The organism is Nonomuraea sp. NPDC050536 (genome assembly GCF_044457685.1).
In the GTDB taxonomy this organism is placed as follows: Bacteria; Actinomycetota; Actinomycetes; order Streptosporangiales; family Streptosporangiaceae; genus Nonomuraea.
On sequence record NZ_JBITHD010000012.1, the window covers coordinates 1 to 14,409 of the forward strand.

General features: G+C 68.1%; 15 protein-coding genes. 8 read left to right on the forward strand and 7 right to left on the reverse strand.

What is annotated here, in order from left to right; translation table 11 throughout:
* The first annotated feature begins 171 nt into the window (after positions 1-171).
* The 6 genes from ACIBHX_RS29855 to ACIBHX_RS29880 all read left to right on the forward strand — a co-directional run bounded on the left by ACIBHX_RS29855 (position 172) and on the right by ACIBHX_RS29880 (position 5,831).
* Complete coding sequence (locus ACIBHX_RS29855; RefSeq protein WP_397070990.1) at positions 172-552, forward strand: DUF5994 family protein; 381 nt, start codon at positions 172-174, stop codon at positions 550-552.
* Positions 534-971 (forward strand): STAS domain-containing protein, encoded by a 438-nt coding sequence (locus ACIBHX_RS29860; RefSeq protein WP_397070629.1) that lies wholly within the window; start codon positions 534-536, stop codon positions 969-971. Before ACIBHX_RS29855 ends, ACIBHX_RS29860 begins: the two co-directional genes overlap by 19 nt.
* A 110-nt stretch (positions 972-1,081) precedes the next feature.
* Entirely contained in the window at positions 1,082-2,089 is a 1,008-nt protein-coding gene (locus tag ACIBHX_RS29865) for a glycosyltransferase family 4 protein (RefSeq protein WP_397070630.1), read from the forward strand.
* 114 nt (positions 2,090-2,203) lie between these two features.
* Positions 2,204-3,379, forward strand: coding sequence for a glycosyltransferase (locus tag ACIBHX_RS29870; protein WP_397070631.1), 1,176 nt, complete (start codon positions 2,204-2,206; stop codon positions 3,377-3,379).
* Entirely contained in the window at positions 3,376-4,371 is a 996-nt protein-coding gene (locus ACIBHX_RS29875; RefSeq protein WP_397070632.1) for a glycosyltransferase, read from the forward strand. The genes ACIBHX_RS29870 and ACIBHX_RS29875 overlap by 4 nt, the downstream gene beginning before the upstream one ends.
* Positions 4,368-5,831: a glycosylase gene (locus ACIBHX_RS29880; protein WP_397070633.1), complete on the forward strand. Its 1,464-nt coding sequence runs from the start codon at positions 4,368-4,370 to the stop codon at positions 5,829-5,831. Before ACIBHX_RS29875 ends, ACIBHX_RS29880 begins: the two co-directional genes overlap by 4 nt.
* A 468-nt stretch (positions 5,832-6,299) precedes the next feature.
* Here ACIBHX_RS29880 and ACIBHX_RS29885 read toward each other — a convergent pair whose 3' ends face one another.
* The 4 genes from ACIBHX_RS29885 to ACIBHX_RS29900 all read right to left on the reverse strand — a co-directional run bounded on the left by ACIBHX_RS29885 (position 6,300) and on the right by ACIBHX_RS29900 (position 8,812).
* On the reverse strand, positions 6,300-6,518 hold the full coding sequence (locus ACIBHX_RS29885; protein ID WP_397070634.1) for a hypothetical protein: 219 nt from the start codon (positions 6,516-6,518) through the stop codon (positions 6,300-6,302).
* Positions 6,519-6,798: 280 nt separating this feature from the next.
* On the reverse strand, positions 6,799-8,484 hold the full coding sequence (locus tag ACIBHX_RS29890; protein ID WP_397070635.1) for a SulP family inorganic anion transporter: 1,686 nt from the start codon (positions 8,482-8,484) through the stop codon (positions 6,799-6,801).
* Entirely contained in the window at positions 8,481-8,633 is a 153-nt protein-coding gene (locus ACIBHX_RS29895) for a hypothetical protein (protein WP_397070636.1), read from the reverse strand. Before ACIBHX_RS29895 ends, ACIBHX_RS29890 begins: the two co-directional genes overlap by 4 nt.
* Positions 8,630-8,812: a hypothetical protein gene (locus ACIBHX_RS29900; protein ID WP_397070637.1), complete on the reverse strand. Its 183-nt coding sequence runs from the start codon at positions 8,810-8,812 to the stop codon at positions 8,630-8,632. Before ACIBHX_RS29900 ends, ACIBHX_RS29895 begins: the two co-directional genes overlap by 4 nt.
* Before the next feature lie 1,152 nt (positions 8,813-9,964).
* On the opposite strand from ACIBHX_RS29900, the gene ACIBHX_RS29905 reads away from it, so the two are divergent.
* Positions 9,965-10,867, forward strand: coding sequence for a LysR family transcriptional regulator (locus ACIBHX_RS29905; RefSeq protein ID WP_397070638.1), 903 nt, complete (start codon positions 9,965-9,967; stop codon positions 10,865-10,867).
* Here the strand turns inward: ACIBHX_RS29905 and ACIBHX_RS29910 are convergent.
* Entirely contained in the window at positions 10,853-11,638 is a 786-nt protein-coding gene (locus ACIBHX_RS29910) for an SDR family NAD(P)-dependent oxidoreductase (protein WP_397070639.1), read from the reverse strand. The genes ACIBHX_RS29905 and ACIBHX_RS29910 overlap by 15 nt on opposite strands.
* A gap of 697 nt (positions 11,639-12,335) precedes the next feature.
* Here ACIBHX_RS29910 and ACIBHX_RS29915 point away from each other — a divergent pair.
* Positions 12,336-12,737 carry a hypothetical protein gene (locus ACIBHX_RS29915; protein WP_397070640.1) on the forward strand — a complete coding sequence of 134 codons (402 nt, stop codon included), beginning with the start codon at positions 12,336-12,338 and terminating at the stop codon, positions 12,735-12,737.
* Positions 12,738-12,906: 169 nt separating this feature from the next.
* Here ACIBHX_RS29915 and ACIBHX_RS29920 read toward each other — a convergent pair whose 3' ends face one another.
* Together ACIBHX_RS29920 and ACIBHX_RS29925 are read right to left on the reverse strand one after the other, a co-directional pair.
* Complete coding sequence (locus ACIBHX_RS29920; protein WP_397070641.1) at positions 12,907-13,230, reverse strand: STAS domain-containing protein; 324 nt, start codon at positions 13,228-13,230, stop codon at positions 12,907-12,909.
* Positions 13,231-13,351: 121 nt separating this feature from the next.
* Complete coding sequence (locus tag ACIBHX_RS29925; protein WP_397070642.1) at positions 13,352-13,996, reverse strand: DUF5994 family protein; 645 nt, start codon at positions 13,994-13,996, stop codon at positions 13,352-13,354.
* Positions 13,997-14,409 lie beyond the last annotated feature (413 nt).

Below are 14,409 nucleotides of genomic sequence, written 5' to 3' on the forward strand. Positions count from 1 at the left end.
CCTCTCGGAGAAGATCCTTTACGGCGAGCTGCGCCCCGGCCAGGTCGTCAAGGTGACGATCGAGGGCGAGGGCGACGCCGCGAAGTTCATCTTCACCGGCGAGAACGCGACCCATGACCTGCGTCGGGCGGTGGCCGCCTCCGCATGAGACCGCATCCGCCGGTGATCATGATGCCGACCATTCTGTCGCATCTCAGACCATTGACCACCGTCGCGCGCGTGGATTCAGCGGTACGGCTGACTCTCAACCCGGCGTTGGACCGGCGTGCCGTCGTAAACGGCGCGTGGTGGCCCTACTCCCGCGACGCAGCCGCCGAACTGCCCGGTCTCATCGCCGCCGTCGACCGGCTGCTCGGACGGGTGGCCTCATCCTGTTCATGGTCCGGCTCCTGGGAGCCTCGGGCCTGGAGCATCGTTTCGCCATCGCCGTATGATCCCCTGCGCGCCACCGGCCGCCACGGCCGAGTCGCCCCAGCCTCCCGTGAGGCTTCCCTGCCGGAGCATGTCTCCATCCTCGCCGGCAGGGAGCAATCATGCGTCCATGGCATCTGACGACTCAGTCGCGCAACGGAACCACCGTGATCACCATCGTCGGCGAGCTGGACATCGCCACCCGGCCCGAGCTCGCGGCCTGCGTCGATCGAGCCCTGGCCGCCCATCGCGGTCCGCTCATCATCGACCTGAGCGGGCTGACGTTCATCGACGCTCACGGCCTGGGCGGCCTCCTCGCCCTGCGCGACGTCGCCGCGCTTTCCTTCGCCGGGAGGCCGTACGCGCTGGTGCGGATCCTCGAGCTCGCCGGGTTGGAGGGCGTCTTCGACAGCTCAGCCATCCCCCACCGCCGAACAGGATCCCGAGGACCAGGAAGTGCGGGATGGCCAGCAGCCACTTCACCACCCACAGCCAGCGGGACAGGGGGCTCTCCAACTGCCCGTCCACGCGGACCGGATATGGCCTGGCTCCGGGAGTGATACTCATGGCCGCTTCCTCTCGCGATGCCTCCAGCCAAGCCAGCCGACGACGGGGCGGAAACGCCCGATCCGAGCAATCGATATCACCGGCGCCGATTACAGTGACGACCATGAGGGTGGCGTTACTGGGACCGATCGCGTGGCGTACGCCGCCGCTGCACTACGGCCCGTGGGAGCAGGTCACGAGCCTGCTGTCCGAGGGCCTGGTCGCCCGCGGGATCGAGGTGACGCTGTTCGCCACCCTGGACTCGCTCACCGCGGCCGCGCTGGACGGCGTGTGCCCGCACGGGTATGCCGACGATCCGTCCCTCGACGGGCGCGTATGGGAGGCGATGCACGTCGCGCACGCGTTCAGCCGCTCCGCGGAGTTCGATCTCGTCCACAGCCATCTCGACTGGTTGCCCCTGGCCTTCGCCGGCCACTGCCGGGCCCCGCTGCTCACCACGGTGCACGGATTCTCCGGTGCGGGCATACTGCCCGCCTATACCCGCGCCCGGTCTGCGTACGTGTCCATCTCGGACGCCGACCGCGCCCCTGAACTGGACTACGTCGCCACCGTCCACCACGGCATCGACTTCGAGGCGTTCCCGTTCGAGCCCGTGGGCGGCGAGAGGCTGATCAGCTTCGGCCGCATCCACCCCGACAAGGGAACCCACAACGCTATCGAGATCGCCCGGCGCGCGGGGATGCCACTCGCCATCTGCGGCATCGTCCAGGACGAGCGGTACTTCGAGGAGGAGGTCGCGTCGAGGATCGACGGAGAGCAGGTCACGTTCCTCGGGTCTGTCGGGCCTGAACGGCGGGGCGAGCTCCTCGGCGGGAGTGCCGCGCTCCTGCATCCCATCACGTTCGAGGAGCCGTTCGGCCTGTCGGTGGTGGAGGCGATGGCCTGCGGAACCCCCGTCGTGGCCTACCGCCGTGGGTCGATGGCCGAAATCGTGGACCCGGGAGTGACGGGCTTCCTGGTGGATACGCTCGACGAGGCCGTCGCCGCCGTGGCGCGCATGACGACGATCGATCGTCACGGTTGCCGCGAGCAGGCCAGGCGCAGGTTCGGCCTGGATCAGATGGTTGACGGCTATCTGCGTGTATACGACGAAATGTTGAGGCCGAGGTAGCGGCTGGTACTGTCGCAATGACGCAGACCCCGCCCCATGCCGAGGGTCGCGGCGGCTGGGCCCCGCACGAGGACGGGCCCCGGTGGCAAGCCCTGGACCATCGAGCGAGTCCGTATGGCATCCACCTGGTGCGGGCGTTCTGGGAAGGCACGACCATTGGCCTGCACCTACGGTTTCCTCAGCACGCATCCGCCCACCCGATGCGGCCTGGCGACCTTCAACTCCGCCCTGGCCGCCCATCTCACTCGGGACGGCCTGCTCGGCGGGGTCGTCCGGGTCACCTCGGACGGCGACGACGAGCCGCCTCCGCCCGAGGTCGTGCACACCTGGTCCCCCTCCGGGCTCGGCGGGTGGAGAGCCGCGGCCTCCGCGCTGGAGGAATTCGACGTGGCCATCGTGCAGCACGAGTACGGCATCTATCCGGGTCCGAACGGCGAGGACGTGCTGCCGCTGCTGCGGTGCCTGGCCGTACCCAGCGTCGTCGTGCTGCACACCGTGCTGGCCGGTCCCACTCTCCAGCAGAAGGACCTGCTGGAGGAGATCGCGGCCGCCGCCGGGGTGATCGTGACCATGACCGGCACCGCGCGTGATCGGCTGCTTGCCGGCTATCGCGTCGATGCCGCCAAGGTGGTCCTCATCCCGCACGGAACCGCCGACCACCGGCGCATCCCGGCGCGGCGCCAGGTCCGGCCGCACCTGCTCACCTGGGGGCTGCTCGGTCCCGGCAAGGGCCTGGAGTGGGCGCTGGGCGCGCTCGCGCTGCTGGACGACCTGTCGCCGACCTACACCATCGCAGGCAAGACCCACCCGAAGGTGCTGGAGTCCCAGGGGGAGGCCTACCGGGAGAGCCTGTACGCGCTCGCGGCCCGGCTCGGGGTGGTGCCGGCCGTACGGCATGATCCGGTATATCGGGACCAGTGGTCGCTGGGCCGTCTGATCCGCTCGGCAGACGTCGTCGTGCTGCCGTACGACTCGACCGAGCAGGTGACGTCGGGCGTACTCATCGAGGCTGTCGCCGCCGGCGTGCCCGTCGTCGCCACCCCCTTCCCGCACGCGGTCGAGCTGCTGACGGGAGGTCCCGGGCTGCTCGTTCCGCACGCCGACCCTGTCGCGCTCGCCGCCGCCGTACGGCGCGTCCTCACCGAGCCGGGACTGGCCGACGAGCTCGCCGGCCGTACCCGCCTGCTCGTCTCCAGCTTGTTGTGGCCCGCGGTCGCGGACCGCTACGCCGGACTGGTCCGCGCGCTCCTCGCCGAACGGCCGGCCATGACGGCCGCGGCGATCCCTTGACCTCCGGATTCCAGCACCTGATCCGGCTGAGCGACGACACCGGCCTGTTCGAGCACGCGAGATACGCCACCGTCCGCCGTCAGCACGGCTACTGCACCGACGACGTGGCCCGCGGGCTCGTCGTGCTCAGTCGCGAATCACGCCCGACTCACCGGCTGACCCGGCTAGCAGAGTGCTACATGACGTTTCTCTCGCACGCCCAAGATCGCTCCGGCGCGTTCAGGAACAGGCTCGGCTTCGACCGGCGCTGGCATGACCGGCCCGATGTCGGCGACGCGTGGGGACGTGCGATGTGGGGGCTCGGCACCGCGGCCGCCCGTAATGCCGCTCCCTGGATCCGGCAGGAAGCACTGCATGCCTTCGCCCTCGGTACCGAACAGCGCTCCCCGCACCCGCGCGCCATGACCTTCGCCGGGCTCGGCGCCGCCGAGATCCTGCGGGCCACCCCGGACAGCACCATGGCCGCGGCCCTGCTGACGGACGCCGTGCAGGCGATCGGCACCCCGCCGGAGGATCCGTCCTGGCCATGGCCGCAGCCGTACCTGACCTACGCCAACGCCGCTCTCGCCGAAGTGATCATCGCTGCCGGAGACCTCAGCGGCGACCAGGAACTGCTCGGGCGCGGCCTGCGCCTGCTCACCTGGCTGTCAGACGTCCAGACACGGAACGAACGGTTCTCCGTCGTGCCGGCCGCCGGCTGGCAGCAGGGCGAGCCACGAGCGCGCTACGACCAGCAGCCCATCGAGGTAGCCGCGCTCGCCGACGCCTGTGCCGTCTCAGCGACCGTCACCGGCGACCCCTCGTGGCACCTGGGTGTACGGCGGGCCGTGGCCTGGTTCCGTGGCGCCAACGACGCCGGAACCCGGATGTGGGACCCCGCCACCGGCGGCGCCTACGACGGGCTTACCGAGTGCGGCCCCAATCTCAACCAGGGCGCCGAATCCACCATCGCGTTGATCGCTACCTTGCAGCATGTCCGGGAGCTCACATGACCAGCGGTGACCTTGCCACCAGGCTCGAGCCCACGATCGCTCCGGACCCGCACAGAATGATCATCAAACTCTTCGTGCCGGGTGAGGACGCCGCCCTCTCCCACAGCCGCTCGACCGCAGTCATCGAACGCATCACCGCCCTCGACGGAGACACAGCCACCTACGTCCTCCAGGACACGTTGCGCCGCTTCGGCGGGCGCCACCACGACCTCGAAGCGGCCTTCGCCCATCACCACGACCTGGTCCGCCATCGCATCCAGCAGGGCGTCGAGCTCTCCCTGACCACTCGCCTCCTCGTAGGCGCCTACTTCAGCCACGAGTACGCCGTCGAGGGCGCGGCCGTGTGCAACCCCTCGATGGTCCCCCACCCCGACCAGAACGGCGTGGACCCCGGCAAGCTCCGCGTGGCGATCAGCCTACGGCAGATCGGTGAGGGACATCTGTCCTCCATCGGTTTCACCACGGCCCTGCTCGGACCGGGCTCCGACCTCGTCCTCGGCGACCGCACCGGCCCGCTGTCCACCGGCCGCAGGCACTCGGTCCACCATCGGCGCGACCTGCTCGCCGCCGACGCCTGGGACAACGAGGTTTCGGCCGCCCTGCTGAGATCGCTCCCGGAATGCTTCGACGACGACGACTTCGAGCAGGCCATCGCCCGGCTCCCCGGCGAACTGCTCACCCGCGACACCGCGCAGCGGACTCTGGAGGAACTCCGCCGGGCGATCCGCTCCGAGTACGCGGTGTCCTTCCCCGCCGATCTTCCCCTGCACCAGCGCGTGCTCTGGCCCTCGACCGCGGCCGAGCGCAACGGTATGGAGGACGCCCGTCTCGTGCGCGTGCTCGACGAGGACGGCAAGGCGTCCTACCAGGCCACCTATACCGCCTACGACGGGCAGCACATCCGCTCCCACCTGATCTCCAGCGACGACCTGAGCCGCTTCGCGATCACCCCCATGCGTGGCCCCGCCTCCGCCAACAAGGGCATGGCACTGTTCCCCCGGCCAGTCGGAGGACGCAGGCTCGCGCTGTGCCGCTCAGACGGCGAGACCATCGCTCTCACGGCCCTCGATGGGACCAACACCTGGCAGCCGCCGGTCCCGCTGCATATCCCCCGCCGCGCCTGGGAGTTGATCCAGGTCGGCAACTGTGGCTCCCCCATCGAGACCAGGTACGGCTGGCTCGTCCTGACTCATGGTGTCGGCCCGATGCGCGACTACGCCATCGGCGCCCTGCTCCTCGACTCCCACCACCCGGAAAGCGTCATCGCCGAACTCCCCGGCACGCTTCTCACCGCCGATGGCATCGAGCGCGAAGGATACGTCCCCAACGTCGTCTACTCCTGCGGAGGACTCCTGCACGCCGACGCCATCTGGCTGCCCTATGGAGCGAGCGACGCCCGCGTCGGATTCGCCCACATCCCCCTGGACGCCCTCATCGAGGCCATGCGGCCGCCCAGCTGAGCACGGTGCCGTAACTGTTCCGTACTCGCGGGAGCGTGTTTTCGCAGTCGAAAAGCAGCTGGAGTGACCGAGGACTTCTCGAGCGTTGGCATTCGGTTTGCGTCGCCCCCGGAGAACCATCACCGGCCCTTTCTAAGGACCCGAAAGGCGCAGGGTGCGGGTTGAGAAACAACGGCGTCATGGTCGCCTGACCATGTGGGTGGCGAATATTGTGTCACAGGGCAGGTCTGCCCGGCGTCGGCGTACGCTTCGAGCCGCTTGCGGCCAAACCGCTCGACCAGCACCGGCATCAACAGAGAAGGGCTTGGTCACGTAGTCGTCACCGCCCAAGGCCAGGCCGCGGACGGTGTCCGCGGGGGGATGTCCCGCGCGGTCAGGAAGATCACCGGGATGCGCCGGTCGGCGAGGCGCCGGCAGACCTCGACTGGATGGGGCCCCGGCGCATCGGCGGGGCCCCACCCTCCCCGGTCAGCTCGCAGGGACGGACGGCGTCTCGAGCACCGCGCGGTCACGCGGCACGAACACGGCCGCGGCGGTCGGCCCCGTGCTGCCGGGGACGCCGATGGCGAACACGCCGTCGCCCACGACCAGCTTGGACAGGTCCGCGGGCTGCCCCAGGCGGCGGAAGCGGGTCCCCGCCTCCGTCGTCCAGGTCTGGGAGAAGCCGTCCTTGCTGGCGATCGTCACCGACGTGGCGCTCTTGGCGCTGATCGTGCCACTCTGCCAGGTGTGCCGAGGGCGACGGTCTTCTTCATCGATTTTCTCCTTGGTGAGGGTGCTGCCCGGAATGGGCAAAACCAAGGCAATCGGTCCAGCTTGTGATGATCTATGGAGGAGTATGCGCATTCCCTGAGAACCCCTGCGCAGGCGCGGTGGACGTGGACTGGTGTTGCACACCGTCCACGATCTCGCGCCTGACGTCACCCTCGACAGGGACCGAAGTCCCGTGTTGTCCTTTCCGCGGAGCTCACGCGGTTGCCGCCGCCGAGTTGGGATCTAGGTTGGGATCCAGCACGTGACGTGCGTATCGGATGGCCGACGGGGTATCGGGGAAGATCAGGTCATCTCGGCGCAGATGCTCGGCGACACCGAGCGCGGCCAGCACCTGGTCGTGACCGGGCTTGATGCCGGACAGCACGACGGTGATGCCGCGCTTCTCCAGCCGCGTGATCGCATCGCCCAGCACCTGGGCGCCGGTGGCGTCGATGGTGGTCACCCTGGACATGCGCAGGATGACCACACGCACGTCGGCCACTTCCGACAGCTCAAGCAGGAAGCGATGGGCGGCGGCGAAGAACAGCGGCCCGTCGAAGCGGTAGGCGACGATGTGCTCGGCCAGCAGCGCATGTTCCTCCTCGCTGTGGTCCCCGGTCTCCAGCGGAACCTGCTCTACTTTGACCGCACGAGCCACCGCGCGCAGCGCCAGCACGATGGCCACGCCGATGCCCACGGCGACGGCGGTGACCAGGTCCAGTGCGACGGTGACCAGGAAGGTCAACGCCATGACCAGCGCGTCGCTCCGGGTGGAGCGGGCGATGGCGCGCAGCGAGCCAACCTCCACCATGCGGACCGTGGTGGCCAGCAGCACGCCGGCCAGGGCGGCCAGCGGAATGCGGCCGACCAGCCCGGAGGCGGCGAGCACGATGACCGCCAGCACCACCGCATGGGTCACGGCCGCCAGCCGGGAACGGGCGCCGGCGCGCACGTTAACCGCGGTCCGGGCGATCGCCGCGGTGGCGGGCACGCCGCCGAAAAGCGGCGCGGCCAGATTGGCCAGACCTTGCCCGAACAACTCCCGATCTGGATCATGCCGCTCGTTCACACTCATCGAGTCGGCCACCGATGCGCACAGCAGGCTCTCCAGTGCGGCCAGCGCCGCCACCGCCAACGCCGAGGGAAGCAGCCCGGCCAGCGCGCTCACGTCCACAAATGCCACGGAGGGAGCCGGAAGCGTGGCGGGTAGCGCGCCGATGCGGGCGACATCCAGCCTGGCCAGCTCGGCGACGGCGGTCGCCGCGACCACGCCGATCAGCGAGAACGGCACGCCGGGCCGCCAGCGGCCGCCCACGAGCATCACGACCGCGACCCCCAGCGCCATCACCAGCGAAATCGGATCGGGCGAGACCGCGAAGCGGACCACCGCGTCGGCAGCCGTCTGCCAGACGCGCTCACCCTCCACCCCGGACACCCCGAGCGCGGCCGGCACCTGCTGCATAGCGATGACGACGGCGATGCCCGCGGTGAAGCCCTCGATCACCGGGGTGGGCATGAACTGCGCGAACCGCCCGACCCTGGCAACGGCCAACACCACGAGCACCAGCCCCGCCAGCAAGCCGACCGTGAGCACCCCGGCACCGCCATACCGGTGCATGATCGGCACCAGGACCACGGTCATGGCTCCGGTCGGCCCGGACACTTGCAGGTTGCTGCCGCCGAAAACGGCCGCGAGCACCCCGGCCACGATCGCGGTGGCCAGCCCGGCCTCAGCGCCCAGACCCGAGCTGACACCGAACGCCAACGCCAGCGGCAGCGCCACAATCGCGACGGTCACCCCGGCCAGCAGGTCCCGGCCAGGAGCGCGGCGCACCGCCGTCCAGTCCAGGGGCTGTGGCAGCAGCCCGCGCAGCCGCGCGGTGACGGCATTCGCGCTCACCTCATGGCCCCCGCGCACAGCTCCGCCAGCAGCTCGCGCTCCGGCAGCGGCCTCTCCTGCAGCAGCTCCAGCACGGTGATCCGGGCCGGGTGGCCGAGCGTACGAAACAGCTCCGCCTTGATCTCATAGAGCAGAGGCGGCACAGTCACTCGCTCCATACCGCCGGGAGTCGCACGTCGATGCCGTGCTCTCGGGCGATACGCAGAAGGTTGTCCAGCCGCCCGGTCAGCACCTGCACGGCGTGATCGTCGAGCGCTCCATGTGCCCGGGTCAAATCGGCTTCCACCTCGTCGATACGCACTCGAAGCTCCGCGGCGAACTCGCTCAACACGGCACTTCCCATCTCGATCACTAGGAAACAACGTTCTCATCATGTTGCAAATTGAAGAATTCTTCAAATCGTAAGCCTGCTTGACCTGGTACCAGAGCTCGCCTTCAGATCCTCCATCAGGGCCGGAAACTTCCCATCCCGGTCTCGGATCAGATGGCGCGCCCGGCAGCCCGCGTCCTCCAGATCCATCACGAGATTCTTGAACGCCTGACTGACCCAGGCCGCAGTCGGGTGTGCGGTGGTGCCCAGCACGCGGACCCGCCTGCCGGCGTGCTCGATGACCGCCAGGATGTATCGGCGCTGCCCGTTGAGTGTGACGCTCTCGATGAAGTCGCAGGCCAGCAGCGCGTCGGCTTGGGATCGCAGGAAATCAGCCCCACGTAATTGATGCCCGTGCAGGGGGCGGATCTACGCCTTCCCGCTTGAGGATCTCCCAGACGGGAAGGCGCGACCTTGATGCCAAGAGCCGCGAGCTCGCCGTGCACGCGCCTGTACCCCCAATGAGGGATTCTCTCCGACCAGCCGCAGAAGGAGCACGCTGATGGAACGCACGGTGGGCGGGCGCCGTTTCCGATGGCCCGAATCTCGACTACCTCACCCTCACCAGAGACGGCTCATGAACGCTGGTCAGCCGTGCTCGCGCGCCTTCTGATCTGCGGCTGCGCGGCATGGCTGACCAAGAACGCCGCACGCCGCAACGACCCGCGCGCGTGAGGAACATTCGGCGCCCTCGACCCAGCCAGCCTTCATGTCGGGGACCATCCCTGCGTGCGCGGGGAGCACGTGTTGCGCCGATCGGACAGGGTCTGCACGCCGGGACCATCCCCGCCACGAGCACCGGCACTCCGGTATCGGCCTGCACATCGGTCCATCTGGGCACCGTCGGCCAGATCAGGGCCGAGCGGGCACGAACGCTTCAGGCCACCTACGCCGCCAACCCCGGCCGGTTCTGTCGCAAGCCCACCCCGCACTGCCTGCCTAAGGCTTGTCTGGATCAACGAACCCGACAAGGAGGAAACCAGCTCCGATACAGAACAAGTCGCCTGAAACGTCTCAAACGGTTTGACGGCTACCGGGACCCGACCCCACCTGCCCGGTCTCTCTTATAAGGGAAATACAGAGAGAATGCCATCGCGATAGTGTTCCCTTATGGAGCTACGGCAGCTCGCCTACTTCGTCGCGGTCGCGGAGGAACAGCACTTCACGCGCGCGGCCCAGCGGGTGAAGGTGGCGCAGCCAGCGGTCAGCCAGCAGATCATTCGGTTGGAACGTGAGCTCGGCGAGCAACTGCTCATCCGGACGCCCCGAGGCGTCCTGCTCACTGGTGCCGGCATGGCATTCCTGCCGCATGCCCGGGCCACACTCGCCTCCGCGCAGAGCGGACGCGATGCGCTTGCCTCACTGCGCGGCCTGCTCGCCGGGCGGCTTTCCGTCGGCACGCTTGTGCCCGCGCCGCAGGAACTGCCGTCACTGCTTGGCCACTACCGCCGTGACCACCCCGGAGTCGAGCTGCGCCTCCGCGACGGACACACCACCTCGCTCATCGCCGAGGTCGACGAAGGAACACTCGACGTGGCCGTCATTGGGCTCGGTGTCCGCCAACCGGTGCCCGACAAGGTCGACTCCCAGGTGATCAGAACAGAACCGGCCGTCATTATCGTCTCCCGCGACCATCCGCTCGCCGCCTCTCGCTCCGTCCCACTCGCGCAGCTCCGTGACGAACCGATGGTGACCCTGCCACCGGAAAGCGGGCAGCGCATGGCACTGGACGCGGCCGCACGCAGCGCGGGATTCACGCCCCGTATCGCCGCGGAGTCGAGCGACCTGCGGATCCTCGTCGATCTCGCCGCCGAAGGCGTGGGGATCGCGCTCGTGCCACGCTCTGCAGCACCGCCGTCAGAACGGCTCGCGATCGTCCAGCTCAGCCGGCCGAAACTGACTCGGCGACTGATCTTGATCTGGCAGAAGGACGGCCTCTCACCCGCCGCGCGGGCATTCCTGCCCTACGCCAGAACCGCTCTGGCAGACCCAGCTGACTCAGTGGAGGTATAGGCCACCGTCCACGACCAGGGTTTGGCCCGTGACGAAATCCGACATCGGTCGGCACAGGAAGAGTGCAGCGCCGACCAGGTCCTCGGGCTGCTGGTCGCGTTTGATCGCGCGGGCGGAAACGGCTGCACCGCTGAGCTGGTCAGGAACCCCGCCGTGCTCCAGTACGCCCGCGCTGAGGGTGAAGCCGGGAGCGATGCAGTTGACGTTGATGCCGTCGGGGCCCAGTTCCTTCGCCAAGGCGCGGGTGAAGGCGATGATCGCCCCCTTGGAGGTCACGTAATGCAGGCGGTGCGGAACTCCTAGAAATGGCGTGGCTGATGAGATGTTGACGATCTTGCCGCCGCGCTCGCGCATGTGCGGCACGACGGCCTGGCAGGTGAGGAACATCGAGGCGACGTTGACGTCCATGACACGCCGCCATTCGGCAAGGGGAATCTCCGTGAACGGTCGCATCGCCAGCGAAGCGAACAGACCCGCGTTGTTGACGAGCAGGTCGATCCCGCCGAAACGCGTGATTGTCTCTTCGGCCATGCGCGCGACCGCATGCTCGTCCGCGACGTCCACCTCGATGCCGACACTTTTCTGCGGAAGGGCCTGAGCCGCTTCCTCGACGCCGTGGAGATCGGCGATGACGACGTGCGCGCCGTCAGCGGCGAGGCCATGCGCGATGGCGTTGCCTATGCCCTGCGCTGCACCGGTGACGATCGCGACTTTCCCCTCCAGCGGGACGTCAGGACGAGCACCTTGCGGCTTTCGGTTGGTCATCGACATGGCGTAAAGCTAGCTGCCACCTCCGCTATAAGTCCAAGACATGAGGGGTCTGGAGGCAAGACCTATTGCTTATCGCAACGAGCCCAGCTGGTCCCGATGATGCCGAGCGGCCTTGACGCCGTTTCACCAGATAACTCTCCCGCTGGGCCAAGAAACGGACTCACCTTCAAGATCGATCCCGGCCTCTACATCGCCATGACAGACTCCCCAACCCCCTTGCCAAGGCCTTAAAAAGGCTGACTACCCGGCCTTGGCCAATTCCGCATCGCGGAGCGGAATATTTTCCGCGTTTCGCTGGTTCTTAATGATGTAGCCGGTGTGTCCAGTGTCCCCGAGCGCACTTATTGCCTTCGCGGATTACCGTTCGGCTGGAGCCGTGTGGAGCCTTTCGTCGAGGGTGACCTGCACACCGGAGTACACAAAGTGTTGGAACGCCCGCTCTTCCAAAGGAGCGGGCGTTCTTGCGTGTGCGGCCACAGGCCGAGGCGTACCGCTCTCGTAACGCTCGCGCGCAGACCAGGAGTAACCGGGCGACACCGGTGACCTGGTTCGGCAGGCGCGCTACTCCTCCCGAGCCAACCGCGCCTACCTGCGCAGACGCGGCGTGCGAGGCTATGCTCGGACATGTCGGAGCGTAGGCGCGAAGGGATCCATCATCAGCGACTCCCTTCCCGCGTCGGAGGATCCCCCACGAACAGTGCGCCGCCGCGTCACCGAGGCGGCGATGCTGAGCACCCGCGAGCAGAGCCGGACCGACGTCCTCCAGTGGACCTGCCCGCATGGTCAGCACGCCGGGCACGGCTGTGTCACCTGCTACTACGCCTCAGCAGAAGCCGATCTGGCATTGCCTCTGTGGGAGGTCGCGGCGTGGTTCACCACCACGCGGCCGATCCCGATCAGGGCCCTGCAGGACGTCCACCGCCACGACCGCAGCTTCGCGCTCACCCAGCCGTCGACTCCTCTCGTCTACCTCCTGAGCGGACAGGCGAGAGCCACCCTGAGCGCGGAGGCGGTGGCGGGCGTCGTCGGGTTCCTGCTGCAGAATCGACACATCGTCGATGAGTTCACCGTTACGGAGATCCGCGCCGTCCACTCCTGACCAGCGCCCGCGATTGGGACGTGTCTTATCCGTGCAGCCACACCGGAGGCAGCGCTATGACAACCATCACCGTGCGGAACCGGTAGGCGAGGTAGTTCGGTCCGGGCCATCCCCTTGGCGACGGCTATATCGACCCCGCCCAGTTCCGCGACCTCTTCGCCACTGGAGGTCACATGACGATCGGGAAGCGGCTGTCCAAGCCAGAGATGGTCAGCAGCTGGGTCATGTGAGGGCGGAGGCCGGTCAGGGCCAGTGTGATGCCCTGTGCTCGGGCACGACCCTGGATGCCGAGCAGGACGCCCAGCCCTCCGGCGTCGCAGGACGACACCTGCGACAGGTCGACGATGAGCAGGCTGGTGCTGTAGCGCAGTGCGTTCAGCAGTTTCAGGCGAAGTGCCTTGCTGGTGAAGATGTCGATCCCACCGGATAGGTGGACGGTGGTGGGAACTGCTGGGCTCCGCTCGGCGGGCGGGACGATGTCGATGACGGTCATGGAGTTTCTCCAATCGGAGAAGGAAAGAGCGCCTGCCGGCCGGAGATCGGTGCGCCGCCAGAAAAGGTGTCAGCACCGCTCAATCCGGTCGGCAGGCAGTGCCGGGGTCACGCTGGCGTAACTAGACGTCGATGAGGTGTCCGCCCTCGTTCTCCCAGCCGTTCTCCTCGGGCGTACGGGTGGGCGGTACCGGGGGCAGGTGCGCGATGGCGAGGATGTCGGTCAGCGCGAAGCCGGCCGTACCTTGCACGGTCAGCGCCATTGCGGCCTCGGCAGGAGCGCTCGCGGTGCCCGGCGGGATGACCAGCAGGACGATCGGCTCAGCGCCCGAGAAGATCAGGGTGATCACCCGGGGGTCGGCATGGCGGAACCAGCCGACCCGGACCTGCCGGCCGCGCGCGGAGATACGGCGCGGGATGTGGTCCCACGCGTCCCGATACACGCCGACGCGCAGCGTGACCCGGCCGAGCCGCTGATCGACGGCGGTGATGAGCGCGGGCAGTTCGGCGGCGGCGTCACGCGTGCGGGGCCACCACGCCCCGTCCACTACAGCCCGCCCATCCAGCACGGGGCTAAGACTGAGCCGGAGCGCGGAGGCTACGGGGCTCAGCGGCTTGAGAGGAGAGAGGATCGTCGGCGTCATGGTCGCCTGGCCTGACCGGGCCCTCGGAAGGGCCGATACAATGCTTCGCCGCGGGCGACGCAGACCTGAATGCCAACGCTCGAAATGTCCTCGGTACTTGCAGTCTACCTGATCAATGACCATTTTCCGGGAATTGCCCGGTTCCGAAAGGGAGCCTGTGGAGTGGAGCCACGGTCGCTGACGAGGGTGCAGAGTGCGACGCTCGGTGAGTGGGTGATGCGGTCAGCTACATTTTGATCAGTGCCGTCGGTGGAGAAGCCGACTCGCCCGGCGCAACGGCGCCCGCGCCCGAAGCTCGTGTCGTAGCCGCAGGTGCTCTATCGCGGATTACTTCAGGTCGTCGGCCCACGGTGTACCGTCGGGAATGGCGAGCACACCAGGAGGTGCGCGATGAGCCGTACGGACAACACCCAGCCTTTCCGGTTCCTGAAGCGGGACGGCCGCTGGTTCAGGGAACAGTGCAAGAACCTCTCGCACGGTTCCAGCAAGGAGACCACACACCGGGAGCATCAAGCCCGGCAACGGGTGCGGCTGAT